This is a genomic window from Haloferax marinisediminis, assembly GCF_009674585.1.
In the GTDB taxonomy this organism is placed as follows: Archaea; Halobacteriota; Halobacteria; order Halobacteriales; family Haloferacaceae; genus Haloferax; species Haloferax marinisediminis.
Genome location: NZ_WKJP01000001.1, coordinates 1,952,517 through 1,978,744, shown reverse-complemented (window position 1 = coordinate 1,978,744; position 26,228 = coordinate 1,952,517). Strand labels below are relative to the sequence as shown.

General features: G+C 62.0%; 24 protein-coding genes. 8 read left to right on the top strand and 16 right to left on the bottom strand.

Annotated features, from left to right (window positions below):
• The first annotated feature begins 27 nt into the window (after positions 1-27).
• Positions 28-861, top strand: coding sequence for an alpha/beta fold hydrolase (locus GJR98_RS10265; RefSeq protein ID WP_151138035.1), 834 nt, complete (start codon positions 28-30; stop codon positions 859-861).
• Between the two features lie 42 nt (positions 862-903).
• Here the strand turns inward: GJR98_RS10265 and GJR98_RS10260 are convergent, their stop codons facing one another.
• Both GJR98_RS10260 and GJR98_RS10255 read right to left on the bottom strand, forming a co-directional pair.
• On the bottom strand, positions 904-2,004 hold the full coding sequence (locus GJR98_RS10260; RefSeq protein WP_151138033.1) for a DNA topoisomerase IV subunit A: 1,101 nt from the start codon (positions 2,002-2,004) through the stop codon (positions 904-906).
• Positions 2,004-4,400 (bottom strand): DNA topoisomerase VI subunit B, encoded by a 2,397-nt coding sequence (locus GJR98_RS10255; protein WP_151138030.1) that lies wholly within the window; start codon positions 4,398-4,400, stop codon positions 2,004-2,006. The genes GJR98_RS10260 and GJR98_RS10255 overlap by 1 nt, the downstream gene beginning before the upstream one ends.
• A 216-nt stretch (positions 4,401-4,616) precedes the next feature.
• Here GJR98_RS10255 and gyrB point away from each other — a divergent pair, with 216 nt between their 5' ends.
• The 3 genes from gyrB (at position 4,617) to GJR98_RS10240 (ending at position 9,579) form a co-directional block, all read left to right on the top strand.
• A complete protein-coding gene (gene gyrB / locus GJR98_RS10250; RefSeq protein WP_151138027.1) occupies positions 4,617-6,536 on the top strand; it encodes a DNA topoisomerase (ATP-hydrolyzing) subunit B in 1,920 nt (639 codons plus the stop codon).
• Between the two features lies 1 nt (position 6,537).
• Positions 6,538-9,099 (top strand): DNA gyrase subunit A, encoded by a 2,562-nt coding sequence (gene gyrA / locus GJR98_RS10245; RefSeq protein WP_151138024.1) that lies wholly within the window; start codon positions 6,538-6,540, stop codon positions 9,097-9,099.
• Between the two features lie 78 nt (positions 9,100-9,177).
• Entirely contained in the window at positions 9,178-9,579 is a 402-nt protein-coding gene (locus tag GJR98_RS10240; protein WP_151138022.1) for a hypothetical protein, read from the top strand.
• 4 nt (positions 9,580-9,583) lie between these two features.
• Here GJR98_RS10240 and GJR98_RS10235 read toward each other — a convergent pair whose 3' ends face one another.
• The 3 genes from GJR98_RS10235 to GJR98_RS10225 all read right to left on the bottom strand — a co-directional run bounded on the left by GJR98_RS10235 (position 9,584) and on the right by GJR98_RS10225 (position 12,161).
• Positions 9,584-10,051, bottom strand: a complete 468-nt coding sequence (locus tag GJR98_RS10235; protein ID WP_151138018.1) for an NUDIX hydrolase — start codon at positions 10,049-10,051, stop codon at positions 9,584-9,586.
• Complete coding sequence (gene rocF / locus GJR98_RS10230; RefSeq protein WP_151138016.1) at positions 10,051-10,950, bottom strand: arginase; 900 nt, start codon at positions 10,948-10,950, stop codon at positions 10,051-10,053. Before rocF ends, GJR98_RS10235 begins: the two co-directional genes overlap by 1 nt.
• Positions 10,951-11,240: 290 nt before the next feature.
• Positions 11,241-12,161: an NAD-dependent epimerase/dehydratase family protein gene (locus tag GJR98_RS10225; protein WP_151138013.1), complete on the bottom strand. Its 921-nt coding sequence runs from the start codon at positions 12,159-12,161 to the stop codon at positions 11,241-11,243.
• A gap of 164 nt (positions 12,162-12,325) precedes the next feature.
• Between GJR98_RS10225 and GJR98_RS10220 the strand changes: the two genes are divergently transcribed.
• Positions 12,326-12,859, top strand: coding sequence for an Rrf2 family transcriptional regulator (locus GJR98_RS10220; protein WP_151138010.1), 534 nt, complete (start codon positions 12,326-12,328; stop codon positions 12,857-12,859).
• Positions 12,860-13,096: 237 nt separating this feature from the next.
• On the opposite strand, the gene GJR98_RS10215 is transcribed toward GJR98_RS10220, so the two are convergent.
• From GJR98_RS10215 to cdd, 4 genes are all read right to left on the bottom strand, one after another.
• Entirely contained in the window at positions 13,097-14,290 is a 1,194-nt protein-coding gene (locus GJR98_RS10215) for an NAD(P)/FAD-dependent oxidoreductase (RefSeq protein WP_151138008.1), read from the bottom strand.
• Positions 14,291-14,404: 114 nt separating this feature from the next.
• Positions 14,405-15,223, bottom strand: coding sequence for a nucleoside phosphorylase (locus GJR98_RS10210; protein ID WP_151138005.1), 819 nt, complete (start codon positions 15,221-15,223; stop codon positions 14,405-14,407).
• A gap of 65 nt (positions 15,224-15,288) precedes the next feature.
• The gene (locus GJR98_RS10205; RefSeq protein WP_151138002.1) at positions 15,289-16,395 is read right to left on the bottom strand and encodes a hypothetical protein; all 1,107 of its coding nucleotides are present in this window, start codon (positions 16,393-16,395) and stop codon (positions 15,289-15,291) included.
• Between the two features lies 1 nt (position 16,396).
• A complete protein-coding gene (cdd, locus tag GJR98_RS10200; RefSeq protein WP_151138000.1) occupies positions 16,397-16,819 on the bottom strand; it encodes a cytidine deaminase in 423 nt (140 codons plus the stop codon).
• Positions 16,820-16,955: 136 nt separating this feature from the next.
• On the opposite strand from cdd, the gene GJR98_RS10195 reads away from it, so the two are divergent.
• Positions 16,956-17,207, top strand: a complete 252-nt coding sequence (locus tag GJR98_RS10195) for a DUF7520 family protein (protein ID WP_151137997.1) — start codon at positions 16,956-16,958, stop codon at positions 17,205-17,207.
• Positions 17,208-17,270: 63 nt separating this feature from the next.
• On the top strand, positions 17,271-17,537 hold the full coding sequence (locus GJR98_RS10190; RefSeq protein WP_151137994.1) for a hypothetical protein: 267 nt from the start codon (positions 17,271-17,273) through the stop codon (positions 17,535-17,537).
• 3 nt (positions 17,538-17,540) lie between these two features.
• Here GJR98_RS10190 and GJR98_RS10185 read toward each other — a convergent pair whose 3' ends face one another.
• The gene (locus GJR98_RS10185) at positions 17,541-18,125 is read right to left on the bottom strand and encodes a GNAT family N-acetyltransferase (RefSeq protein WP_151137992.1); all 585 of its coding nucleotides are present in this window, start codon (positions 18,123-18,125) and stop codon (positions 17,541-17,543) included.
• 123 nt (positions 18,126-18,248) lie between these two features.
• Here GJR98_RS10185 and GJR98_RS10180 point away from each other — a divergent pair, with 123 nt between their 5' ends.
• Positions 18,249-20,243 (top strand): AMP-binding protein, encoded by a 1,995-nt coding sequence (locus tag GJR98_RS10180; protein WP_151137989.1) that lies wholly within the window; start codon positions 18,249-18,251, stop codon positions 20,241-20,243.
• 16 nt (positions 20,244-20,259) lie between these two features.
• Here GJR98_RS10180 and GJR98_RS10175 read toward each other — a convergent pair whose 3' ends face one another.
• The 6 genes from GJR98_RS10175 to GJR98_RS10150 all read right to left on the bottom strand — a co-directional run bounded on the left by GJR98_RS10175 (position 20,260) and on the right by GJR98_RS10150 (position 26,179).
• On the bottom strand, positions 20,260-20,796 hold the full coding sequence (locus GJR98_RS10175) for a GNAT family N-acetyltransferase (protein WP_151137986.1): 537 nt from the start codon (positions 20,794-20,796) through the stop codon (positions 20,260-20,262).
• Positions 20,797-20,835: 39 nt separating this feature from the next.
• A complete protein-coding gene (locus GJR98_RS10170; RefSeq protein WP_151137984.1) occupies positions 20,836-21,549 on the bottom strand; it encodes an AMP-binding protein in 714 nt (237 codons plus the stop codon).
• Positions 21,550-21,604: 55 nt separating this feature from the next.
• On the bottom strand, positions 21,605-21,925 hold the full coding sequence (locus tag GJR98_RS10165; protein ID WP_151137981.1) for a cupin domain-containing protein: 321 nt from the start codon (positions 21,923-21,925) through the stop codon (positions 21,605-21,607).
• A gap of 83 nt (positions 21,926-22,008) precedes the next feature.
• Complete coding sequence (gene dnaJ, locus GJR98_RS10160; RefSeq protein WP_151137978.1) at positions 22,009-23,157, bottom strand: molecular chaperone DnaJ; 1,149 nt, start codon at positions 23,155-23,157, stop codon at positions 22,009-22,011.
• Between the two features lie 164 nt (positions 23,158-23,321).
• Positions 23,322-25,181 carry a molecular chaperone DnaK gene (dnaK, locus tag GJR98_RS10155; protein ID WP_151137976.1) on the bottom strand — a complete coding sequence of 620 codons (1,860 nt, stop codon included), beginning with the start codon at positions 25,179-25,181 and terminating at the stop codon, positions 23,322-23,324.
• 215 nt (positions 25,182-25,396) lie between these two features.
• The gene (locus GJR98_RS10150) at positions 25,397-26,179 is read right to left on the bottom strand and encodes an alpha/beta hydrolase (protein WP_151137973.1); all 783 of its coding nucleotides are present in this window, start codon (positions 26,177-26,179) and stop codon (positions 25,397-25,399) included.
• Positions 26,180-26,228 lie beyond the last annotated feature (49 nt).

The following is a 26,228-nucleotide window of genomic DNA, read 5'->3' as shown; positions in this document are numbered from 1 at the left end:
TTGCCACATCGCGCCGTCTATCGAAGCATGGACCTCGACTACGGCATGCTCGACGGCCGGCGTCCCTACTACCGCTTTGGTGACGTCGACGGCGACCCACTGCTCGTCCTCCCCGGCCTCTCCGACGCCTTCCAGCGTGGCGAACCGAACCGAAGCACAGCGATGGCGCTCACCGGTCTCTTCCGTGAGTTCTCCGACCGTGACGTCTGGGTCGTCGGCCGGCGCAAACACCTCCCTGTCGGGTCGTCGACTCGGGATATGGCGGCCGCATACGCGACCATCATCGACGAAGAAGACCTGTGGCCCGCAGACGTTATCGGCGTCTCGATGGGTGGCCTCGTCGCCCAGTATCTCGCCGCAGACTACCCCGACTACGTCGGGTCTGTCGCCATCGTCTCGGCCGGGACTCGTCTCGGTGGCCACGGCGAAGAAGCGGTGAAGCGATGGCGGAACTGGGCAGGAAAAGGCAAGTGGAGCGACGTTCTCGCAGACACCGAGCGGGAAGCAGCAGATGGCTACGAGAAGACCATCGCCCCACCGCTCATCGAATTCGCCGGTCGATTCGCCGACTTCCGTCCGGAGGTTCCTGCCGACGTGGTCCTCTCCTGTACCGCCAGTCTCGAACACGACTCCCGGGAGGTTCTCGACAGCATCACCGCACCGACCCTCGTCGCGGCGGGCAGCGCAGACCGACTGTTCCCCGAACCTCGAATCCGCGAGCTAAAAGACGGAATCGACGATTCGACGCTCGCACTGTTCACAGGCGTTGGTCACAACCTCGCGACGAGCGAGCCGAGAAAACTCAACGGAATCGTCAAGCGCTTCTTCGAAGGGTTCCGCGGTGACGGCCTCTATCCGTAAGCGGGTCCACCGAAGTGCGCACCCGAACCGCGTCCCTCCTCGTTAGATGATGCCCATCTCGTCGAGACGCGTGGGCAGATATTCGTCGGTGACGAAGTCCAGCCCGCGGGCCGCGAGTGCCTGCTGTTCTGCCTTCTTCCCGATGTCGAGTTGCAGCTCGATTTGTTCTTCCCAGTAGTCGGTCATGAAGCGCGGGTCTTCGAGTTCCGACTGGAGGGCGTTGATGTCCGAGTCCGCGAGTGGGTCGGTCGGCAGGTCGTAGTCGACGATATCCTGCGGTTGGATACCCACGAACCGGGCTTCCGGCGTGGCGAGGTACTCAGAGAGGTGTGCCGACTTGATGGACCCGTAGGCGACAGAGCCGAAGATGCGGTACGACCACGGGTCACCGTCTGTGAAGACCACGACGGGCAGGTCGAGTTCGTCGTGGAGTCGCTTGGTGATGCGACGGGTCGCACGGGCCGGTTGTCCCTTCAGGTGGACGATAAGCGCGTTGTAGTCCTCGTCGAATCCGTTTTCGATGAGGCGGTCACGCATACCACCGGTCTCGACGCACATCACGAAGTCGATGTCGTGTTCGAGGAAGTCGATGGTATCGGGGTTGTTCGGAATCTGGTAGCCACCTTCGCCGACGTCGCCCTGACAGTGAATCTCGCGTTCGCCACGGCGCGTCTGTTCACGGATCTTCAATGGACCCATGAGCGTCGCACCCGACTCTTCGGGCCGCATGTGGAGGTCCTCACGCGTGACGTTCGAGACGATTTCGAGGTCTTCGACGAGTTGGTTCGACTCGTCCTGGTCGGAGAAGTGCGCCTCCTCGGCGTCCCACGACTCAGAGAGGTAGTAGAGTTCACGAAGGGTGGACGAGCGGTCCTCGTCGAGTTGGCGCGCGAGGAACTCGATGGTGTACGTGGCTTTCAGCAGTTTCCGCGCGCCGCGGACGCTGTTTGCCGACCGCGTCGAGGTTCGGTCGCCGTAGACCCACACGTGCGAGTCTTCGTCGTATTCGATGTTGCTCTTCGTCCGCGTCGGGAGCTTCATCTCGGGAATCTCCCCGCGGTCGAACTGGTCGTAGAACTCCGCTGCGAGGTCGATAAGCCGTTCGCGGGCGATCTCCTCGGACGTCTTGGATTCGGATGCCATTATGCGTTCACCGTGAGTTTCTCTGCTTCGACGCCGTCGACGTTGATGTCGAACGACGCGTCCTGTGCAACCGAGTACGTGAGTGTCGCCGACTCACCGGACGACACCTCGGGACTCCACTTGACGAACCACTCGCCGTCGAGGTCGACCACCGTCGCCTCTCCGTTGAGACCGCTCGGTTCGGCAGAGACGATATCGGTGATGTCGGGCGTCTCGTTGGTGCTGGAGTAGTTCTTCACCGTGAGCGTCACCGTGCCGTCTTCGACTTCACGGTCGACACTCACGTTGTTCATGATGCGGGCCAGTGCACCCTCGATGTTCGGTTCCTCGCGGCCGGTGACCTCCGAGAGTTTCGTCGCCATCTGCGGGAGGATGCGACCGAGCACGTCCTGTTTCTTCCGGCGCTTCTGGAGCGACCGGCGCTTCGAGAGGTAGGATTTGAGTTCGCGTGCTGCCTCACGGATGGCCAGTTCGACCTCGTCTTGAATCGCCGGAACGTCGGCGAGTGCGTCTTTCGACTCACTCGTGAACGGAACGTTCGTGGAGGCGACGTGAACCATGAGGACGGCGGGGCCGTTCGGCATGCCGCTGCCACCCGGTTGGTCGAGGCCGTAGTTTCGCCATCCGATGTCCTTCACGACGTGCGTGATGGTACACGCACCCTGCTGGTAGACGAGGGGGACACGGTTCGCGAACCGGAGCAAGTCGATGCTGCCCTCGGATTTCAGTTCGCCGCCGTAGGCGATGCCCGCTTCGACGATGAACGGGTCGCCGCCGTGGACTTCCGCGTCACGGGTTGCCGCGGCATAGAAGTCGGCGTCGAACTCCTTTTTCAGCCCTTCTTCGACGAGTTCGGCAGTGATGGGCGACAGACAGTCGGTCGGCGGTGCGAGGATGTCCGTCTCGCGCATCCCTTCGAGCAAGTCCCGCGCGACGTCTCTGTCGTCGGCGATGTCGCGGACTTTCGGCACGTCGTCCGAGACGGTTCGCATGCGCGACCAGAGCGCGTCGATGATGTTCTCGCGGGCAGTCTCACCGTACGTCTCGTCTTCGCGTTCTTTGGTTCGCTCGGCCGCCCACGTGACGAACTCTTTGACGTCGTCGTGGGTGGCGCGGTCCGCAGGGCCGGTCGTCTCGGCGAACTGCGTCGCAATCGACCGTGCAATCGACACCTTGCCGGCGTCGCTCTTCTTCGTCGTCGTCACCTCGTCGACGATGCTGTAGATGTCGTCTGCGCGGTTCTCGGTGAGGACGGGCCACACCGCTTCGACGACGTTCTCTTGGACCGTCTCACCGAACGACGTGTCCGTCTCCTCACCGACAGACTCGGCGACGTTGCCGACGATGTCTACGAGTTCCTCGTGTGCGATGCGGTCTTTGCCGACGACGATGTCCACGAGTTCTTCGGCGAACGCGGCCGTCGGCCCTTTGCCTTTGTTGGCGACGGCGTCTTCGACGACGGCGACGAGTTCGCCTGCTTCGTGTTTGGCCGGCGTCTTCCACGTCATCTCGCGGCCGAAGTGCCGGTCGCGGAAGGCGTCGATGACCTTGCTGGAGGTCTTCGCCCCGACGCGGGTGAACTCCTCTTGGAGGAATCCGGAGACAGAGTACGACTCCGTCGCGGCGAGCATCTTCAGCAGTGTCCCGAGTTCGACCCCGTGAGGGTGCGGGCGAATCTCGGTCGTCTGTGCCGGGAGTTGGTCGGTCGCCCGCTCGAACTTCATCGGTTCGTCGAGGCCGGGTTCTCGGAGTTCGAAGCGTGCGTGCGGGTTCACGACTGCCGTGTGGAGAATGTAGTCGTGGAGTTGCTGGCGTGCCCGCATGTTCGCTTCCATCTCTAACTCGATTCGCGTCCCGTGTGGGCGGTCCCACGACGTGGTCTTCGACGTTCGAATCTCGGGTTCGTTCTTGTCCGTGTCGATGACGAGTTCGAAGTATTCGGCGTCCGCAGAGCCCTGCGTCCGACTCGTAATCTTCGCTGGCTTCCCGCTGGTCAGTTGTGAGTAGAGAACTGCCGCGGAGATACCGATACCCTGCTGACCACGGGACTGTTCGCGTGCGTGGAAACGAGACCCATAGAGGAGTTTCCCGAACACTTTGGGCACCTGTTCTTTCGTGATGCCCGGCCCGTTGTCTTCGATGACGAGGCGGTAGTAGTCGCGTACCTCGCTAATTTCCACGTAGATGTCGGGTTGGATACCCGCCTCTTCCGTGGCGTCGAGCGCGTTGTCCACAGCCTCCTTGACGGCGGTGACCAACCCGCGGGCTCCACTGTCGAAGCCCAACATGTGCTTGTTCTTTTCGAAGAACTCGGCGATGGAGATCTCTCGCTGGCCTTTCGCCAACTCCTCTGCAATCCCCTCGTCTTCACCGAGCGTCGACTGGAACGACGTCATTTCCTGTGCCGCATCTACCCAGTCCCGCGTTAAGTACTCACCGGCACCAGGGTGAAAGTGAACGGTGTGGCACCGTCGTCTCTCAGTGTGCGAGTCACACGAGCGCGAAAATCGGCCGACGATGTCGGGACCGACAGGTCACAGCGACGCTACTGTAAATAGTTCGCGCCCGCGCGTGCGAGGCTTTAAGGGACGGGCTATCCTAGGCCATTTCAGATGTCACAGGATAACGAGTACGGGGCCGGACAGATTCAGGTCCTCGAAGGGCTCGAGGCCGTTCGGAAGCGTCCGGCGATGTACATCGGGTCCACCGATTCTCGCGGACTCCATCACCTCGTCTACGAAGTCGTCGACAACTCCATCGACGAAGCGCTCGCGGGGCACTGTGACGCTATCGAAGTGACCCTTCACGAAGACGGGTCAGTTAGCGTCTCAGACAATGGCCGCGGTATCCCGGTGGATACGCACGAACAGTACGACCGACCCGCGCTGGAAGTCATCATGACCATCCTCCACGCCGGTGGGAAGTTCGACAACAAATCCTACCAGGTCTCCGGGGGTCTCCACGGCGTCGGTGTCTCCGTCGTCAACGCGCTCTCGAAGGAGTTGCAGGTCGAAGTCAAGCGTGACGGTGCGCTCTGGCGACACCGCTTCGAACTCGGTGAGCCACTCCCCGACGAATTCGAACGCGTCCGCGACCTCGAACCCGACGAAGATACCGGGACGGTCATTCGGTTCTGGCCCGACGGCGATATCTTCGAGACGGACGAGTTCGAGTTCAAGACGCTCGAAAACCGCCTTCGAGAACTCGCGTTCCTCAACTCCGGCGTCGAAATCACGCTCACCGACGAGCGCACCGACGAATCGAGTACCTTCCTCTTCGAGGGTGGTATCCGCGAGTTCGTCGAATACCTCGACGAGACGAAGACCTCGCTCCACGACGACGTCATCTACTACGAAGACGAGTCCGAGGGCATCGCCGTCGAAATCGCCATGCAGGCGACCGACGAGTTACAAGGTTCCATCCACGCCTTCGCGAACAACATCAACACCCGTGAGGGTGGGTCGCACCTGACCGGATTCAAGACGGCGCTGACCCGCGTCGTCAACGACTACGCGAACTCCGAAGGGATGCTCTCGGACCTCGACGGTGACAACCTCCGCGGCGAAGACGTTCGTGAGGGCCTCACCGCCGTCATCTCCGTCAAGCACCCCGACCCGCAGTTCGAGGGACAGACGAAGACGAAACTCGGCAACTCCGAAGTCCGCGGAATCGTCGAGAGCGTCACCCACGAGAAACTCGGCACCTACTTCGAGGAGAATCCGAACGTCGCACAGGCCATCATCTCGAAGGCCGTCGAGGCGGCGCGCGCCCGGAAAGCCGCGAAGCAGGCCGAAGAACTCACGCGACGGAAATCCGCACTCGAATCCACGTCGCTGCCCGGCAAACTCGCAGACTGCCAGACGCGCGACCCCTCGGAGTCCGAGCTGTTCGTCGTCGAGGGTGACTCCGCAGGCGGGTCGGCAAAACAGGGCCGCGACCGCAAGTTCCAGGCGATTCTCCCCCTCCGTGGGAAGATTCTGAACGTCGAGAAACACCGTCTCGACCGTATCCTCCAGAACAACGAGGTTCGCGCGCTCATCACCGCCATCGGCGCTGGCATCGGTGACGAGTTCGACATCGAGGACGCACGGTACAACCGTATCATCCTGATGACTGACGCCGACGTCGACGGGGCACACATCCGGACGCTGCTCCTCACCCTGCTCTACCGGCACATGCGCCCGCTCATCGAAGCAGGCTACGTCTACGCAGCGCAACCACCGCTCTACCGCGTTCGCTACCGTGGCAACACCTACGACGCCATGAACGAGGCCGAGCGTGACCGTATCATCGAAGAGAAGTGTAACGGCAACCCCACGCAGGTCCAGCGGTTCAAGGGTCTCGGTGAGATGAACCCCGACCAACTGTGGGAGACGACGATGAAGCCCGAAAACCGCGTTCTCAAGCGCATCACTATCGAGGACGCCGCAGCGGCCGACCGAATGTTCAACATCCTGATGGGCGACGCTGTCGAGCCTCGAAAAGAGTTCATCAAGGAACACGCGACCGAAGCCGAGTGGGTAGATATCTGATATGAGTTCTGACGCACCTGATTCATTCGAACCCGGCGCGGGCATCGCGGCGGAGATTAGAAACGCTCGCATCGAAGACGAGATGGAGCAGTCGTACATCGACTACGCGATGTCGGTCATCGCGGGACGCGCCCTCCCGGACGTCCGCGACGGCCTCAAGCCGGTCCACCGGCGCATCCTCTATGCGATGCACCAGGCAGGCGTGACCTCCAACTCGTCACACCGGAAGTCCTCGTCCATCGTGGGCGAGACGATGGGTGACTACCACCCACACGGCGACTCTGCAATCTACGACACCCTCGCACGCATGGCACAGGACTTCTCCATGCGCTATCCCCTCGTCGACGGACAGGGGAACTTCGGGTCTGTCGACGGCGACCCGCCGGCCGCCATGCGGTACACGGAAGCGCGGATGTCCTCTATCGCAGAGGAACTCCTCGCGGACATCGACAAGGACACTGTCGACTTCCAGTCCAACTACGACGACCGCAAGCAGGAACCGACGGTCCTCCCGTCGTCGTTCCCGAACTTGCTCGTCAACGGCTCGTCGGGTATCGCCGTCGGGATGTCCACGAACATCCCGCCACACAACCTCGGTGAAGTCGTCGACGCAACCGTCGAACTCATCGAGAACCCCGACGCCACCATCACCGACCTGATGGAGCACGTCAAAGGGCCCGACTTCCCGACTGGTGCCAACATCGTCGGCCGCAACGCGGTCCACAGAGCGTACAAGACGGGTCGTGGACGCGTTCGCGTCCGCGCCGACTACGAGGTCGAAGAAGAGGAAGGCCGCATCATCATCAACGAACTCCCATACCAGGAGAACAAGGCCCGCCTCATCGAGCGAATCGCCGACGACGTGAACGCCGGCAAAATCGAGGGCATCCGCGACATCCGCGACGAGTCCGACCGCGACGGTATCCGCGTCGTCATCGAACTCAAGCGCGGCGCGATGGCCGAAGTTGTCAAAAACCAGCTTCTCGACAACCACCTCGAATCTACCTTCGGTGTCATCAACCTCGCGCTCGTCGACGGGCAACCGCAAGTGCTCACGCTCAAGGAGACGCTGCAGCACTACCTCGACCACCGACGCGACGTGGTTCGACGGCGCTCCGAGTACGAACTCGCCGAGGCAGAAGACCGTGCACACATCCTCGAAGGCCGTCTGAAGGCCCTCGAACACATCGACGCCGTGGTCGAGACCATCCGGAACTCCGAGAGTCGTGACGACGCCAAGGCCGCCCTCCGTGGCGAAGTCGTCGTCGAAGTCGACGGCGAGGCGCTCCGGTCGTTCGACTTCTCCGAAGACCAGGCCAACCACATCGTCTCGATGCAACTTGGCTCGCTCACCTCGATGGAAGCGGCCGAAATCGAAGACGAGTACGAGGAGGTTCAGGCGACCATCGAGCGCCTCGAAACCATCCTCGGTGACGCGTCAGAACTCGACGCCGTCATCGAGTCCGAACTCCTCGATATCAAAGACGAGTACGCCGACGAACGGCGAACCTCGTTCGTCGCCGACACTGGCGAAGTCACGCGTGCAGACCTCATCCCCGAAGAGGACGTTGTCGTCGTCGTCAGCGAAGACGACTACATCAAGCGCATGCCAGTCTCGCGATTCCGTGCCCAACACCGCGGTGGCAAGGGCATCATCGGGACTGACCTCAAAGAAGGCGACAAGGTGTCGTCGGTGTTCGTCGCGAACACCCACGACGACCTGTTGTGCTTCACCAACCACGGGCAGGTCTACCAACTCAAAACCTACCAAGTTCCGGAGATGTCCCGGACTGCTCGCGGAAAGTCCGCCGTCAACCTCCTCGACTTCGACAAGGGCGAGGAGATTACCGCCGTCGTCAACTGCGACGACTTAGAGGAAGTCGACGGCTATCTGACGATGGTGACCCGAAACGGGTACATCAAACGCACCAGCGTCGACCGATTCCAGAACATCCTCTCGACGGGTATCATCGCCACCAAACTCGACGACGGCGACGAACTCGCGGACGTCGAGGTCACACACGGCGGACACGACCTGGTCATCGGCACCGAACAGGGCATGTCCATCCGCTTCGAGGAAGACGAGGTTCGTGCGATGGGTCGCTCGGCCCGCGGTGTCCGCGGCATCAAACTCACTGGCGACGACCAAGTCGCCGGTGTCGCCGCAATCGACGAAGACCACCACAGTTGGATTCTGACTGTCACCGACAACGGCTACGGCAAGCGGACTGACCTCGACAAGTACCGCCCACAGTCCCGCAACGGGAAGGGTCTCATCGACATCAAGACCAACGAGCGAAACGGCCCCGTCTGTGCCATCAACACCGTCGGTGAAGGCGACCATCTCGTCGTCATGTCCGACGAAGGCCAAATCGTTCGGACGCCCGTCGAGGACATCTCGACGGTCGGCCGCAACACGATGGGTGTCATCGTCATGGACCTCGACGACGGCGACTCCGTCGCCTCTGTCGACGTGATTCCACCAGCGATGACGACCGAAGACGAGGAACTCGAAGAAGGCGCAGACGACGCAGTCGAAGCGTCCGAAGCGGCCGAAGAGTAAGATGACTCGCTCCACCGACGGTTCTTTTTCGCGCGGTTCGCCCGAAGACACTTACTTCAGCCACGGAGTCGCCTTCGTATGAGAGACTGGCCGCTATCGAGAGTGGCGGGGATATCAGCGCTCGTCTTCGTCGTCATCCTCGCGGCGCTTACCGCGCTGCGGACGTGGAATCTCTCGCCACCGACGCCTGTGCAGTCGTTGGTCATCGATGGCGGCGCAGTGCTGATTGGAGCCGCGGTCGCGGTCTTCGTGTACCGTGGTGGAAGCGTCGTCGCAGGAGTAGTACTCGCCCTCGGTCCGAGTCTGGCGTTCACGTTCAACCTATTCGTGCCAGTTGCGGCACCGGAGTCCGCGGCATGGGTGGTCTACCCGCTCGCCAGCGGCGTGGGTATCGCACTCCTGTTGGGCGGTGTTGGTGGAACCGTTGGGTACGTCGTTCGACGGGCGAGAGAAGAGCAACGAACGGCCGAAACGTCGTAGCCGTTTACTCGTCGACGTGTGACGGCGAGTTCGTCAGGTCGTAGGTGTAGTGTCGCGGTTTGCGGTCTCTGAGCCACTCACGGAGGGGTTCGACTCGTGGGCGGTAGGTGAGCGTCGACCCGAGTTCAGACAGCGGGAGGAACTTCGCTTCCTCGATTTCGTCTGTGGGGTCGAGCGGTTCAGGTTCGACGTCGTCGTTCGCGACCCCGTGGTAGAATCGCTGAAGATAGATACGGCGGTCGGGGGCGCGAATCTCGGTCGTGAACGCGAGTGACTGAATCTCGACGTTGAGACCGGTCTCTTCGCCCGCCTCGCGGGCGGCCGTCTCGTAGAAGAACTCTCCGGGTTCAGACCCACCTTTCGGCAGTCCCCAGCGACCTTTCTCGTACACTGCGAGTACCGACTCGTCGCGGAGAACGACGACGCCAGCAGCGAGGTCGTGCGGGGCGGGGGCTTCTCTTGGGACCGCCATTAGAGGATGCGCTTGCCGAAGGCGCTAGCGGCGAGTTCGGTTGCGAGCGTTGCCGTCTCGTTGTGCTGGTCCAAGATTGGGTTGACTTCGACGAGTTCGAGCGAGCGAAGTGCGTCCGACTTGGCGACGAGTTCCATCGCTGCGTGGGCCTCGCGGTACGTCGCACCGCCACGGACGGGGGTCCCGACACCGGGTGCCTCCCGGGGGTCGAGCCAATCGAGGTCGAGACTGACGTGGATACCGTCGGTTCCGCTCGTGGCAACGTCGAGGGCATCCTGTGTGACCTCGGTGATGCCGCGTTCGTCGATGTCGGACATCGTGTAGGCAGTCACGTCGGTGTCGCGAATCGCTGCCGCCTCGTTCCTGTCCACGTCGCGGAGACCGACGATAGCGACGTTCTCTTCTTTCAGACCTGCCGCGTTCGCCCATTCGACACCCGCGAAGTCGCCGATGCCGAGTGCTGCGGCGAGCGGCATCCCGTGGACGTTCCCCGAAGGCGAGGTCTCTGGCGTGTTGAAGTCGCCGTGTGCGTCGAACCAGACGACGCCGATGTCGGCGTCACGTGCGCTTCCGACCATCGAACCGATGGCGATAGAGTGGTCACCACCGAGGGCGAGTGGTGTCTCGCCATCCGAAATCGAAGTCGACACGGCGTCGGCGAGGGCCGTACAGACCTCTTCGACTTCTTGGATATGTTTTGCATTCTCCGCACCGGCGTCGGCATCGCGGGTCGCGTGATGGGGGACGGTGAGGTCACCTGCGTCCGTCACCGAGACACCGGCCGATTCGAGTTGGGACGTCAGCCCTCCGTATCGAATCGCAGAGGGACCCATGTCCACACCACGTCGATTTGCACCGTAGTCCGTCGGTGCACCGAGTATTCTTACGTTTCGGTCCATATTCGAACCACTCAGTCGGGGTGTTTAGTGGCATCGGAAAACACACCCTGACGGACACCTCACACTGCGTGACCGTCTGGTGTTTCAGACCAGTCAGCCACCCGGTTTTTGCGACGAGGTGGTGACCTCCCTCGCCGAAGTTCGGCTTACGAACTCACCCCGCAACCGACGGCGTACTACACGGTGACGATTCTGAGAAGTCAGATACGCGAGACCACACAGCGAGACGTCACAGTAACCGTGGAGTTCGAACAACGGAGTCGGTCGCCGTCGACCGACGAGTAGTGTGGTTACTCAGAGAGATACGGTTCGCAGACGCGACGGACGCCTTCTTCGAACGAGATTTCTGGTTCCCATCCGGTCTCCTCGCGAATCTTCGTGCAATCAGCCATCGTATCGTGGACGTACACCTCGAGGGGATTCTCGATGTACGCGGGTTCGACGTCGGTTCCGAGAGCCTCGTTTATCAGCTCGACCATCTCGTTGAACGAGTAACTCTCACCGGTTCCGAGGTTGTAGATGCCCTGCAGTCGGTGTTCTGCCGCGAGTTCGATACCGCGGACGATGTCGTCGACGTGGGTAAAATCACGTGTTTGCGACCCGTCACCGAAGAGTTCTGGGCGTTCGCCAGCAGCGATCTTGTCGGCGAACTGTGCGACGGTGTTCGCGAACTCGCCTTTGTGTTCTTCGGCGCCGTCGAAGCCTTGATACACCGAGAAGAAACGGAGTCCGGCGAGTTGCATGTCGTAGTGGTTATGGAAGTACTCGGCGTAGCGCTCGCGGGCGAGCTTCGACGCTTCGTACCCCGTCCGTGCCTCGACGGGCATGTCTTCGGGCGATGGCTCGGTTCGAGAGCCATAAATCGACGACGTCGACGCGTAGACGACGGTGTCGCAGCCGTCGTTTCGGGCCTGTTCGACGGTGTTGACGAAGCCTTCGACGTTGACGCGGGCACCCAGTGCGGGGTCTTCTTCGTGCATCTTGTACGAGGACAGCGCCGCAAGGTGGAACACCACGTCCACGTCCTCGGTTGGGAGGTCGTCGTCGAGGACGCTCACGTCGTGGAACTCCACACTCGAATCGAGATTCTCGGGCGTTCCGAGATAGAGGTCGTCGATGGCGACCACGTCGTTGTCTTCGGCGAGCGAGTTGGCGAGGTTGGAACCGATAAACCCCGCACCGCCGGTGACAAGGACTCGTTTCCCGTTCATAATCAACAACACATCAGTGAGGTGTTTAGTGCTATCGACACTATCTCGAAGAACGTTGAGACTGGTTGAACATTCCTGAATAGGTGTTCGTTACAACCGAAGGGAACAGAATATTCGGACCATCATCCATCGGATTTAAGGACGCATGTAGCGAACCACTCTCCATGTCGTCAATCGAGCTGACTTCGAGTCAGAAAACTATCCTTACCGCACTCATCAACCTCTACCGAGACTCCGAAGATGCGGTGAAGGGTGAAGACATCGCGGAAGAAGTCAACCGCAACCCCGGTACTATCCGCAACCAGATGCAGAGTCTGAAAGCGCTCCAACTCGTCGAAGGTGTCCCAGGTCCGAAAGGCGGGTACAAGCCGACGGCGAACGCGTACGAGGCACTCGACGTAGACAAGATGGACGAACCCGCGTCGGTCCCCCTCTTCCACAACGACGAGAAAGTCGAAGGCGTGAACGTCGACGAGATCGACCTCTCCAGTGTCCACCACCCGGAACTCTGCCGCGCAGAGATTCACGTTCAGGGGTCGGTCCGCGACTTCCACGAGGGTGACAAGGTTCGTGTCGGTCCGACGCCGCTTTCGAAACTCGTCATCGACGGAACACTCGACGGAAAAGACGACACGAGTAACATTCTCATCCTCCGTATCGACGATATGGAAGCACCGGTCGGCGAACCCTCGCACTAGGTTCCCCGCCCAGTCTCGTTTTTATCTCTTCGAGCAACCGCCACGAGAGCGTCGCCGCAACACAAGACGTCAGCCTCCAGACTCGGCGACTGGGAGACGCCGAGTCGTACGAACGCGACCCAACGAAGCGAGAAGAGACGTGTGAGGGAAAAAGACGTGTGGGGGGAGAAGAGACGTGGGGGGGAAGAGAGAAGATGCAGCGAGGTGGTCGGAGCGAGGTGGTCGGAGCGAGTCGTTCTACAGGTCGCTCCAGGCCGAGACTGCGCGGTTGACGGTCGTCACGTCGGCAATCCAGTTCGCAGCGATACCCTTCTTCAGCACTTTCGCGAGCGGACCGCCGAAGACGTTGACCGGGAACTCACCGACGACGGGGAACTTGACACCGTGTGCGACGGCGTCCTCACCGATGGAGATGACCGTCCCTTTGTCCGTGAACGACCAGCGCTTGAGCGGGCGTCCGTCGATGGCGCGGGCGACGTTCGCTCCGGCGACGTCTGCGGCGTCCCAGGCGGCCTGTGCCGTCGGCGGCGCGACGCTGTCGGAGCCCTGTTCGACGAGGGCACAGTCACCGACCGCAAAGATGCGCTCGTCGCTCGTCTGGAAGTCGTCCTCGGCGTAGAAGCGGTGGGAGCGCTCGTCCTGTTCGAGTTCGAGTTCCTGCGCTTCGGGCTGCCCCGTGATGCCGCCCGTCCAAACTAGCACGTCGTAGGCGACTTCGTCGGGTGCTTCGTCTTCGCCACCGCCGATGAAGACGGTCTCCTCGTCGACTTTCGAGATGAAGTCGCCGGTCAGGATGTCGATGTCGAGATCTTCGAGACGACGCCGGAGCGCACCCTGCAGTTCTGGGTCGTTGCCGGGGAAGATTTCGTCCATCCCTTCGACGAGTTTGATGTCGATGGAGGCGCGGTTCAGGTCGCGGTATTCGGCGACTTCCGCGGCCGTCTGGATACCGGAGAGGCCAGCACCGCCGATGACGACCTGTGCGGGGTCGTCACGCGAGGCGTCTGCGGAGGCCTGCTTGATGTCCTGGTGAATCTCGCGGGCGTCGTCGAGACCCTTGAGCTGGTGTGCGTACTCTTCGAGGCCCTCGATGCCGAAGAAGGCCGTCGACGACCCAATCGCGACCAGAAGGTAGTCGTAGTCGACGGTGTCGCCACCTTCGAGTTCGACGACGCGCTCGTCGGCGTCGACGTCGGTCACACGGCCCTTGACGAAGTCCGTCTCGCTGGATTTCACGTCGTCGATGGGGATCGCGATGTTCGACTCGACGCTCGGGTCACGAATACATCGGTGGACCTCGTGGAGGACGAGGTGGTAGTCGTGTTCGGCGACCCACGTCAGCTGTGCGTCGTGACCGAGTTCCTTTTCGAGGCGTTTTACTGCGCCGGCCCCGGCGTAGCCCGAGCCGAGAACGACGACCTGCGTGCTCATGTCGTCGTCTGTGCAGTCATCAGATAAAGGGGCTTTGAAACCGTCTCCCGCTCGGTGGCAATTTTGGGACTATACGGCCCATATCGTCGAAATTCGGGTTCGACGGTTGTCGGATTACTCGAGGCTCAGTCCGGCGTGCCAGTGGTCGACACCCGCTTCCTGTTTGACTTCGTCCATCTTCGCGAGGAGGTGAACCGCGAGGCTCGCGACTTCGGCCGCACGGGACTCGCCTTCGGTTCGGAACTCTCCTGTGACGCGATTCGCGTACACAGAACAGACGGCACCGGCGCGCAGTCCGTAGATGTTGGCGATGGTCAACAGCGCCGACGCCTCCATCTCGATGTTCTTCACGTTCGCGTTCTGGAGCTCTTCGACGAGCGACTCAGAGCCTGCAGCGCGGAATTCGTCGAGTCCCGGGCGACCCTGACCGGCGTAGAACGAGTCTGCGCTCATCGTGAGACCGACGTGGTAGTCGTATCCGAGTCGCTCGGCCGCAGCGACGAGAGCAGAGACGACTTCGTGGTCGGCGACGGCGGGGTAGTCCTCGCGGACGTACTCCTTGGAGGTTCCTTCCTGCCTGACAGCGCCCGAGGTGATGACGAGGTCACCGACGTCCATCTCGGGTTGGATGGCACCACACGACCCGACGCGGATGAACGTATCGACGCCAACGCGCGCGAGTTCTTCGACGGCGATTGCGGCCGATGGACTGCCGATACCCGTCGACGTGACCGAGATTGGTGTCTCGTCGTACGTCCCGGTCGCGGTGCGGTACTCACGATGGTATGCTTTCTCCTCGTGGTCGTCCCACAGCGCGGTTATCTTGTCGACGCGCTCGGGGTTTCCGGGGAGCAAGACGGCATCTGCGAGGTCCGCTGGACCGACTTCGAGGTGGTACTGTACCTCGGCGTTTGGGTCCTCACTGTCGTTCATACGACTACTCCAAGGTGAACAGTGGAAATTCTTGCGTTCTCCAAAATGACCGACCGCAGAACCGTTCACCACGCCGATTCGTTCGTCACACCGCGCCACTGTGGGTCGTCTCGCAGGTCGCTATCGCGGAACGGTGGCGGCAACTCCGACCGGTCGTCGGCCGCGAGCAGATACCCCAGTGCAGACCCGACGTACCAATCGACGAGGGTGGGACCCATGCCCGCGTCTACGATGATGTCTCCGCCGGTGTACCACTCGAACGCGTCGTCACCGTCGGTCGACTCGCCAGTTCGTCGCCATCGGGCCCCCGAGTATCCATCTTCGAAGGGGGCGACCGAGATGACGACCTGCGCCCGAGACGGGTCTGAAACACGAGTGAGCGTGAGTCCCTCGGGCGAAAAGCCCGCTGCACCCGACTCGTAGTAGCTCAACGCGTGGTCGATTTCGGCCTCGTAGGCGTCTCGTTCGGCTGCCGAGACGTTCGAGAGGTCGACGTACACAGTGAGCGTGGTGTCGTGGTACGGATAGTCGCGGGTCGTTGCGTTCGGAACCGGGAGTGGTGTCGTCTCGATTCGAGGCCCCATCACGTCGTATCGCTCGGCATCGTCGTGGGTGAGGCCCAGAAGATGACCGAACTCGTGGGTGATGACGGTTCTCGTCGTCTCGTCGTCGTAGCCAGCACTCACCAGCACGGGAGTCGTGTTCTCACTGCTCGAACTGTTCAAGATAGGAGCGCATCCGACGGCATCTCGCCCGTGGTACCCACCGCAGGACGTAATCTCTTCGACGACTGTGACGCGAACGTCCGGATTCGACGCGTTCGGTCTAACGACGAACGCCGGGTCGTAGGCAGTTTCAGTCGCGTTCTCGTGCCAGTACGTGACCGCCGACTCGACCAGCGATGCGTAATCTCGGCCGTCGTCGAGTCCATCGACTCCGACGACGATGGGTGTGTGACCCCACGGATTGTCTGCGGGTTCCACCTCAGAGTTCGGCACCGCAGGCGACGCTGTCGGCACCGGGTCCGAGCCAACACCGAGTGCAACGCCAGACGACGAGTCGAACAGGGCGGCGTCGACCGATGGTTCCGCCGGGAGCCCAGCACATCCCGAGAGGAGAACGAGCAGCGCGAGTACGAGCGAACGCCCGCCGTGGTCGGCGGTGGATGGCACGTTACTCGTCGCGGTCGCGCTTCTCGGCGGCGGCTTCGAGGGTGTCCAGTGAGATGGTGTTGGGCAAGAGTTCACCCAGTGTGTACACGGCCGTGTCGTCGCCGCCGAGGTCGCAGACGATTTCGAGGTCCTCGTCGGCGAACTCGGCGAGTGTCTGCCGGCACATCCCACACGGGGTGACGCCATCGAGCGCACCCGAGGTGACTGCGATTTTGTCGAACTCGGTGTGGCCGTTCTTCACCGCTTCCGCGATGGCGACTTCTTCGGCGTGGAGGCTGTTCGAGTAGTTGGCGTTCTCGATGTTACACCCGACGTACACCGACCCATCGGCGGTTCTGAGCGCGGCACCGACAGTGTACTCAGAGTACGGAACGTAGGCGTTGTCGAGCGCTTCGCGGGCGCGTTCGACGAGTAGTTCGGGCATCGTGTGGCCGTGATTCGTGCGGGGTAGCTTAGTTCGTTCGTCTCCGTGACTGTCAGGAATAGCTGAGAGTCGTCTCTCACCTCTCACGTCGCACCGTCCCGCAAACGACTATACCGTTCAGTCCTAAGCCGGCATCGTGAACGACACATTGGGCGGCCGAAACATCCTCCTCCTCGTCGGTGCGACCGTCGTGGTAATCTCGGGAATTCTCGGCGTCTTCATCGGCGAAAACGGTGGACAGGTCACCGCCGAAGTATCACTGTTCGGCGTCCTCTCGCTCCCGACGTCACCGCTGGCGTTCAGCCTCTACGGGATGGTCGTCTCGGCGCTCGTCCTCGCAGTCCTGTTCGGTCTCGTCGAGTTCGCGTCGCGCCTCGAAGACGCTTGAGGGCCACACTGTTCGCAGTCGAAAGGCGGACTGTTTTTGCTCGTTCGGGTCAGAGGGACGACCATGGACGCGCCCTCGTCGACATCCACGTCGTCTTCGACCGGTGAGCCATCGCCCGGGCCGCTTCCGGAAGAAGAGGGTGGAAAGAACCGGAAACGCGCCGCGTTGGCGACTGCCCCGTTCCTCGCACTCGGACTCGCAGACGTCGTGCTCATCTTGATGCAGGGACTCGAACCACTCTGGGGCTTCGCTATCCTTCCGCCGATTCTCTTCTGTAGCGTGCTGACGTGGATTGTCTTCAGCACGGACTTCCTCGACGACCGAACCTGAGTGTCAGCGCCGCAGGTTCGTGGAGTACTTCGTCGGCGTCTCTTCGTCGTAGCCGAAATCTTCTGCCGTGAGTTCCGGTTCCGCCTCGTCGGCGCTGGAGGCCGGGGTAGCCACCTTGAACCGCTCTCGGAGTCGGTCCGGCATCATGAACTCGTCGTTGGAAAGTCGGACCGCGATGGCGTCCGCGTCACGCGACTTGACCTGCTCGAAGCGACGCTCGACCCGTTCGGAGAGGTCCGCAGCATCGACAGGGTCGAACCCAAACTGCATACAGTAGCGGTGTGCAGACGAAAAGCCGTAGACGGTGTCGTAGCCCTCGGCCGTCGCACGGTCGACCAGGCGCTCGATGACGTGTGCACCGACTCCCTGCCCACGCCACCGCTCTGGAACGCCAACACAGGTAATCTCACAGAACGACTCGTCACCCTTGTGAACGCGAATCCGGCCGAATCCAGCCTTCTCGTTCGTCTCTTCGTCGAGTGCGATGACGTAGTCGCGGGAGCGGAACGCGCCATCGTCGAGTTCCAAGTCCTCGAGTGCATCGAGCAACCAGGCCTCGTCTCGGTTCTTGGCATCCCGGACGTACATATCTCAGTATACCCTTCCGGTGGATAAAAACACCCCGGCCAGGTGAGGCGATTCCCGTCGGTCGCCCCCATTCGCATGAAAGAACAGTAAAGATTCATGCCCCCAGTGGCAGTACGTCGATTTATGGACGTACCCGATACCGACACGGTGGTGCACGAACCCGACCCGGCGTTCGTCGAGGACGCCAACGTGACGCAGTTCATGCGGGAGTACGACATTTCGGACTACGACGAACTCATCGAGCGGACTACGACAGAGATTCCGGGCGTCGGTGAGTCCGGCGTCGAGTGGTTCTGGGACGAACTCGTCGACTACCTCGGTATCGACTTCTACGAAGACTACGACGAAGTTCGGGACGACACCGACGGCCCACAGTTCTCACAGTGGTATCCCGGCGGTGAACTCAACATCGCGCACAACGTCCTCGACCGCCACGCGGCGGTCGACTCGCCGAACCGGAACCGCGTCGCCTGCATCTGGGAGGGCGAGGACGGCGAAGTCGTCCAACGGACCTACCACGACCTCTATCAGGAGGCGAACCGCGTCGCCAACGTCCTCGAATCCTACGGCATCGAGACAGGCGACACCGTCGGCCTCTACATGCCGATGGTTCCCGAGGTCATCTCCATCCTCTATGGCTGTTTCAAAGTCGGTGCCATCGCCGTCCCGATCTTCTCCGGATTCGGTGTCGACGCCACGGCGACGCGTCTCGAAGACCCCGAGTGCTCGGTGCTCTTCACCGCCGACGGATTCTACCGCCGTGGGTCGGAAATCCGGCTGAAAGAGACTGCTGACGAGGCCATCGAAGAGGCTGGGTGTGTCGAACACACTGTCGTCTACCAGCGGTTCGAAGACAGCGACCAAGCCGTCCCGTGGACCGACGGCCGCGACGAGTGGTGGGACGACACCGTCGGCGAGGCCGACAGCGAGTACGAGACGAAACACCTCCCGTCGGACGCCGAGTCGATGCTCTTGTACTCGTCGGGGACGACGGGCAAGCCGAAAGGAATCGTTCACACGCACGCAGGCGTGCTGATGCAGACGGCCAAGGAGATTCACTTCGGCTTCGACCAGAAACCCGAAGACCGCTTCTTCTGGGTCTCCGACATCGGATGGATGATGGGTCCGTGGACGCTCATCGGGAACCACACCTTCGCGGGGACCATCTTCATGTACGAAGGCGCACCAGACTACCCGGAACCCGACCGGTTCTGGGATATGATAGAGCGCCATCGCCTGACCACGTTCGGCATCTCGCCCACTGCGATTCGAGCCCTCCGGAAGTACGACGACGAGTACGTCGACCAACACGACCTGTCGTCACTCAGACTGCTCGGGTCGACCGGCGAACCGTGGGACCCCGAGTCGTGGATGTGGTTCTACGAGCACGTCGGCGGCGGCGAGGCACCAATCATCAACATCTCCGGCGGGACCGAAATCTGTGGGTGCTTCCTCATGCCGATGCCGACACAACCCCTCAAACCGTGTTCGCTCGGTGGTCCGGGCATCGGGATGGATATCGACATCGTGGACTCCTCGGGTGAGTCCATCGCCGATACCCACGAACGTGGCTTCCTCGTCGCTCGCGACTCCTGTCCGTCGATGACCAAGAGCCTCTGGGACGGCGACGAGCGCTATCTCGACACCTACTGGTCCTCGTGGGAGGACCTCTGGGACCACGGCGACTGGGCACAGAAAGACGAAGACGGCTTCTGGTTCCTCCACGGCCGTGCCGACGATGCCCTCAACGTGGCGGGTCGTAAGGTCGGCCCCGCTGAAGTCGAAGGCGCACTCATCGAACACGTCGCTGTCAATCAAGCCGCCGCCGTCGGCGTTCCAGACGACACCACCGGAACCGCCGTCGTCGCCTACGTCGTCCTCGAAGACGGTGTCGACGGCAGCGACGACCTGCGCGAGGAACTCCGTGGCGTCGTCGGCGACGAACTCGGCAAGCCGTTCCGCCCCCGCGAGATTCTCTTCGTGGACGAGTTCCCGAAGACCCAATCTGGAAAGATTATCCGGCGGGCAATCTCGGCCATCTACGCAGGCGAAGACCTCGGCGACATGAGCAGCATCGAGAACCCAGAGGCGCTCGAAAAGATAGAGAAGGCGTCGTAAGCCGCCGAACAGACAGTCAGTCGGACTGTGCCGCGTCCCACTCTCGGCGAAGCAGGCCAAATCGAAGGACGTCCACGTACGACCCGTCGACGAACGCCGCTTCGCGTAATCGCCCTTCTCGACTGAATCCGAGGCGTTCGAGGACGCCACGCGAGGCGTCGTTGAAATCGAACGTGACTGCTTGGAGTCCGTGGCAGTCGACCGTTCGGAAGACGTAGTCGACGAGACAGCCGACGGCGTCGGTCCCGTAGCCCTGTCCGTGATACTCGGGGAGCAACCAGTAGACGAGTTCCGGGCGACCATAGTCGCGGATTTCGACCATGACGAATCCGACCGACTCGCCGTCCACCTCGACGACGAACGCGATGTTGTCGCCCTCTTCGACCGTCTTCTCGATGAACTCGGTGGCTTGATTCCGATTCTGTGGTTTCGGGGCACCGAGCGGGACGCGAATCTCGGGGTCAGTCGTCGACCGCTGGAGGAGTTCAGCGTCGTCGCGTTCGACGGGGCGAAGTGAGACTCGGTCGCCGGAGACGACGGTGGTGTCTGCCATGAAAAACACAGGACGTGAACGTGGTAAGTACTTTCTGCGTCAACGGTTCGGTATGGCGTTGTCGGGTGATATCGACGGTGATTCGGGAGCGCCGTCACCGACGGCGAGGGCTGCCTCTACCGGGTCGTCCCCATCGGTGACCCGAATCGTTCCGCCAGCGAGAAGCGGTGCGAGAATCCCGGCGGCGAGCGTTCCGGGATGGGAGAGCGACGAGCGAACTGCCACGGTGTCGTCGGGGCCGAGACCGTACTCGTCGACGACCTCTCGTGCCGCATCGAGCAGTTCGCCGTGTGTATACTCACTGCCGTCGGCGACGAGCGCCACGTCGTCAGTATCGACAATCTCTGGGTGGACCGCCGGGTTCTCGCTCCACACTTCTTTCTCCCAGTGCGTCGTCGATGGCGAACTCGGTGGCCCGTTGTAGACGGCGAGTTTCCGTCCCGGTGGGAGGTCGAACTCCGATTCACGAGCGACGTCGACCAAGACGGCGCGTGCGTCGGCCGTCGGGTCGAAGACGGTCACGGCACCGAGCTGTGCCGCGCCGAGGAAGGTCAGTATCGGTTCGGGGAGGGCGACTGGTTCGATGGCGACACTGGCTCCCTTTCCGACCCCGAGATACCGGAGCACGTTTCCCGCCTTGTACGACGTGGTGATGAGGTCGTAGTACGTGTAGGTCCGGCCGGGACCGTCGACCTGTAAGGCGAGTTGGTCGCTTCGCCGGTCGCGAGCCATGAGGTCGCCGATGACGTCCATACGCGCCCCTACGGAGTCGGTGTGAAAAAAGGCGCCGAGGTGCCCGTCGGGTGCCTCAGGGCGACCCGGTGACGACGACGAAACTCGCTGTGTCCCCGTTTCGGAACTGCCGCGTCGCTTCCGGCGACACCCGAACGGCGTCACCAGATTCGAGCGGAATCACCTCACCGTCGACGACGAGCGTGGCCACCCCGGAGACGAGGAAGTACACCTCTTCGTGACCCTCTTCGGCGTGGTCGTGTGCCTTTCCGGTCCAGTTCGGGTCGCACTCGAGGATGGTGACGCCGAGTCGTTCGGTTTCGAGCGCGTCACGCATGAAGTGGAGGCCACCGCCGAGTTCGTCTACGTCGCGGTAGTTGGCCTTCGTGTAGGACATCGGCTAGAAATCGTCCGCGAGAACCCTGAACGTGTCGGCGACCGAACGGGAGTGAGGACCCGTTCGTCGGCGGACTGACGCGATTACAGCGAGTTCTTCAGTTTCTGGAAGAGGCCCTCTTTGACCTCTTCGCCACCTGCTTCGGCGAACTGCTTGAGCGCCTCGCGCTGTTCTTTGTTGAGGTCTTCGGGCGTGACGACGTGAACTTCGACGTGCAGGTCACCGGACCCGCGGCCGTCGAGATGGGGCATCCCTGCGTCGGAGACGGTGAACGTCGACCCACTCTGTGTGCCAGCGGGAACCTTCAGTTCTTCCTCACCGTCGACCGTCGGTACGTCGACGGTTGCGCCGAAGACTGCCTGTGGGAAGGAGATGGGGTGGGTGTAGTAGAGGTCGTCACCCTCGCGTTTGAAGTCCTCGTGTTCGCGGACGGTTACCTCGACGAAGAGGTCGCCGTTCGGTCCACCGTTCTCACCGGGTTCACCCTCACCGCGGTACCGGAGGCGCTGACCGTCGCGGAAGCCGGCGGGGATGGTGATAGTCACGTCACGAGTGCGACGGACGCGGCCACTGCCGCGACACTCCGAACAGTCTTCGCTGTACGTCTCGCCTTCGCCGCCGCAGGCACGACAGGTGGTCGACTGCTGAACCCGGCCGAAGGGCGTCTGCTGGACGGTCGTCTGCTGGCCCGACCCGCCACACTCAGAACAGGTGTTCACGTCGGCGTCTTCGGGGTGGCCCGCGCCGTCACACTCGGGACAGACCTCACGGCGACGAATCGTCACATCGCGCTCGATGCCGTGATAGGCGTCTTCGAGGTCGATGGTGATGCGCTGGGCGACGTCACGACCCTGCTGCGGGCGGTTGCGCTGTTGGCCTCGACCGCCGTTGAACAGGTTGTTGAACAGGTCTTCGAACCCGCCACCGCCCATGCCGCCGAAGGGGTTGCCACCGCCTCCGAACGGGTTGCCTCGACCTTGGCCACCGCCGCCGGCACCGTGTTTCTGTGCCTGTTTGAAGCGTTCGTGGCCGACCTGGTCGTACATCTGGCGCTTTTCGTCGTCCGTGAGGACCTCCTTGGCCTTCTGGACCTTCTTGAACTTCTCCTCGGCGTCGTCTTCGTCAGAGACGTCGGGATGGTATTTCGCGGCCTTCTTGCGGTACGCGTTCTTGATCTCGTCTTTCGAGGCGTCCCGCGAGACCCCGAGCACGTCGTAGAAGTCCTCGCTCATCGGTTACTGCCTTGTAATCCGTGGAGGTATTTGAAAAGTGCGCCTCTCGCCGACGAGCACCCGCGTGATGGGGCGAGACGAGCGAGAGCGCTGTCGCTGGCTGGTCGTGAGAGAGAAAATCGACCGACTTCGTCGGGGACCGACGAAGCGGTCAGAACGAGCGGTTACTTGTCGTCGTCTTCGTCGCCGTCGAAGTCGGCGTCAGCGTCGACGAAGTCCTCTGGGTCAGGGTCGGCGCCGCCGCCCATACCGCCGGGGCCGCCAGCCTGCGCTTGTGCCTGCTGCTGGTACATGCGCTTGCCAATCTCCTGCAGTTCCTTCGAGAGGTGTTCGGTGACGTCTTCGAGTTCTTCCGTCGAGGCTTCCGCGTCTTCGAGGGTCGCTTCGACGTCCTCGATAGCCGCCTCGATGTCGGCTTGGAGTTCGTCGTCGACGTTCTCTTCGTTCTCTTCGAGGAGCGTCTCTGCGCGCTGGACTGCGCCTTCGGCCTCGTTGCGGGCCTCGACGGCGCGGCGACGCTCTTTGTCCTCTTCGGCGTGCTGCTCTGCTTCCTGCTGCATCCGGTCGATTTCCTCGTCGGAGAGACCAGCGCCGCCTTCGATAGTGATGGACTCGGCGTTGCCGGAGCCTTTGTCCTCTGCAGAGACGTTGACGATACCGTTCTCGTCGATGTTGAAGCCGACTTCAATCTGCGGGGTGCCGGCCGGTGCCGGTGGGATGCCCGAGAGCGTGAACTCGCCGAGGAGTTCGTTGTCGGCAGCCATCTCGCGTTCACCCTGGAAGACGCGAACCTGAACCGTGGTCTGGTTGTCGGCCGCCGTGGTGAAGATTTTCGACTCCTCGGTCGGGATGGTCGTGTTCTTCTCGATGAGACGCTCGAAGAGACCACCCTTGACCTCGATACCGAGCGAGAGCGGCGTCACGTCGAGGAGAACGATGTCGTCGACTTCGCCGCCGAGGACACCACCCTGAATCGCCGCACCGAGTGCGACGGCTTCGTCGGGGTTGACGGACTTCTTCGGCTCAGAGCCGAGCATCTCGTCGACCTTGTCGATGACCTGCGGCATGCGGGTCGACCCACCGACGAGGATGACTTCGTCGATGTCGTCTTTCGAGTAGTCGGCGTCTTCGAGGGCCTGCTCCGTCGGTTCGACCGTACGGTCGATGAGGTCCTTCGTGAGCGACTCGAACTTGGCGCGCGTGAGGTCGTATTCGAGGTGGACCGGGCCGGAGTCCGTCGCCGTGATGAACGGGAGGTTGATGGTGGTCTCCTTGCGCGAGGAGAGTTCGATCTTGGCCTCTTCGGCTGCGTCCTTCAGGCGCTGGAGCGCCTGCCGGTCTTCGCGGAGGTCGATGTTGTGGTCGTTCTTGAACTCCTGGGCGAGCCAGTCGATGATGGCCTCGTCCCAGTCGTCCCCACCGAGGTCGTTGTCCCCGTTCGTCGCGACGACTTCGTAGACGCCGCCACCGAGGTCGAGGACCGAAACGTCGAACGTCCCGCCACCGAGGTCGTAGACGAGAACGGTCTGGTTCGACTCGTCGTCGAGACCGTACGCCATCGACGCCGCAGTCGGTTCGTTGACGATGCGCTCGACTTCGAGGCCAGCGATTTCGCCGGCGTCTTTCGTCGCCTGCCGCTGTTTGTCGTTGAAGTACGCAGGGACCGTGATGACGGCTTTCTTGAGTTCGTCGCCGAGGTAGTCTTCGGCGTCGCGTTTAATCTTCTGGAGGATCATCGCCGAAATCTGCTCGGGCGTGTAGTCTTCGCCCTCGATCTCGACGGTGTAGCCGTCTTCACCCATGTGGCGCTTGATGGAGCGGATGGTGCGCTCAGGGTTCTGGATAGCCTGGTTCTTCGCCGGCTTCCCCACGAGGCGCTCACCATCGTCGGTGAACGCGACGACGGAGGGTGTCGTTCGGTCGCCTTCTGCGTTCACGATAATCTCCGGGTCTCCACCTTCCATCACCGCGAACGCGCTGTTCGTGGTACCAAGGTCGATACCCAGAATCTTATTGCTCGCCATCTTGGTCACAGATACCGGCCTTTGCCGGTTAAAGGTTACTAGATACTGCGACACACACGGTGACACGAGGTCGACGCTGTCTTGCGATTTTGCATTCTCGCGTCGAAACAGGTCGGTCGATTTATGTAGAACCGCCCACCGTGTCGTTCGACACGCTAAGCAGTTACAAATCTGTCACTCGCGATGACTCGGCGAGTCGGCTGCCGTGTCGAGACTCAGTCCGCCGAGAGAGACCCTTCGAGTGCCTCGATGGTGTTCGGTTTTACCGATGGAAACGCGTCGGGGCCGTCTTCGAGGGCCGTAAGGACCTTCGAAAACGTTCGCTCGCGTGCTTCGCTGGCGAAGAACTCGTGGCCACCGTCGTAGGGGACGAGGTTCGCCGCCGGTGTGCGCTCACCGATACTGCGAACGTCGACGACGCGGTCGGTCGGAGTAAAGAAGACCACGTCTGTCTCCCTAAACGGAGGCAGTGTTTGCTGTGCCGACCGAATCATCCGGAGGAACGCCGGTGAGACGGTATCCGGCGTGTCGGCGACCTCTGCCGCGAGTTTCATCTCACCGAGGTCGGTCCGTGAGATTCCACTCGGGACGATTGGTCTGGTCGTCGGGAGTCTGCTGACGAGGGGATAGAGGAGTCGGCCGACCCCACTGAGGGCCATCCCCCACCACGGACTCAAGAAGACGTTCCGAACGGCGAGGTCGAGGTGGGACGCGACGAGACCACCGGTGCTGTGGCTGAGTACGAGGTCGATGTTTCGGTCGACTGCGTAGGCCCTGACCGGCGCGACGTACTGTTGTTCGAACTCCCACCCGTTCGTCGGGAGTTCGACGGCGTGCACGCGGTAGCCATCGTACGTGAGGCGGTCGATAAGCCACTGGACGCTTCGGTGACTGGGTTTGTTCCCCCACCCGAGAACGAACAGGAGCCCGTCGTCGAGCGGGTCCCCGTGTTGGGTAACCCGAACCGTCGGACGACGTCGACGGGGACGGAATCGCATGTGTCACAGGAGGAGGGGTGAGAAGAAAAGTCCTCCCCGGATTTAGCCA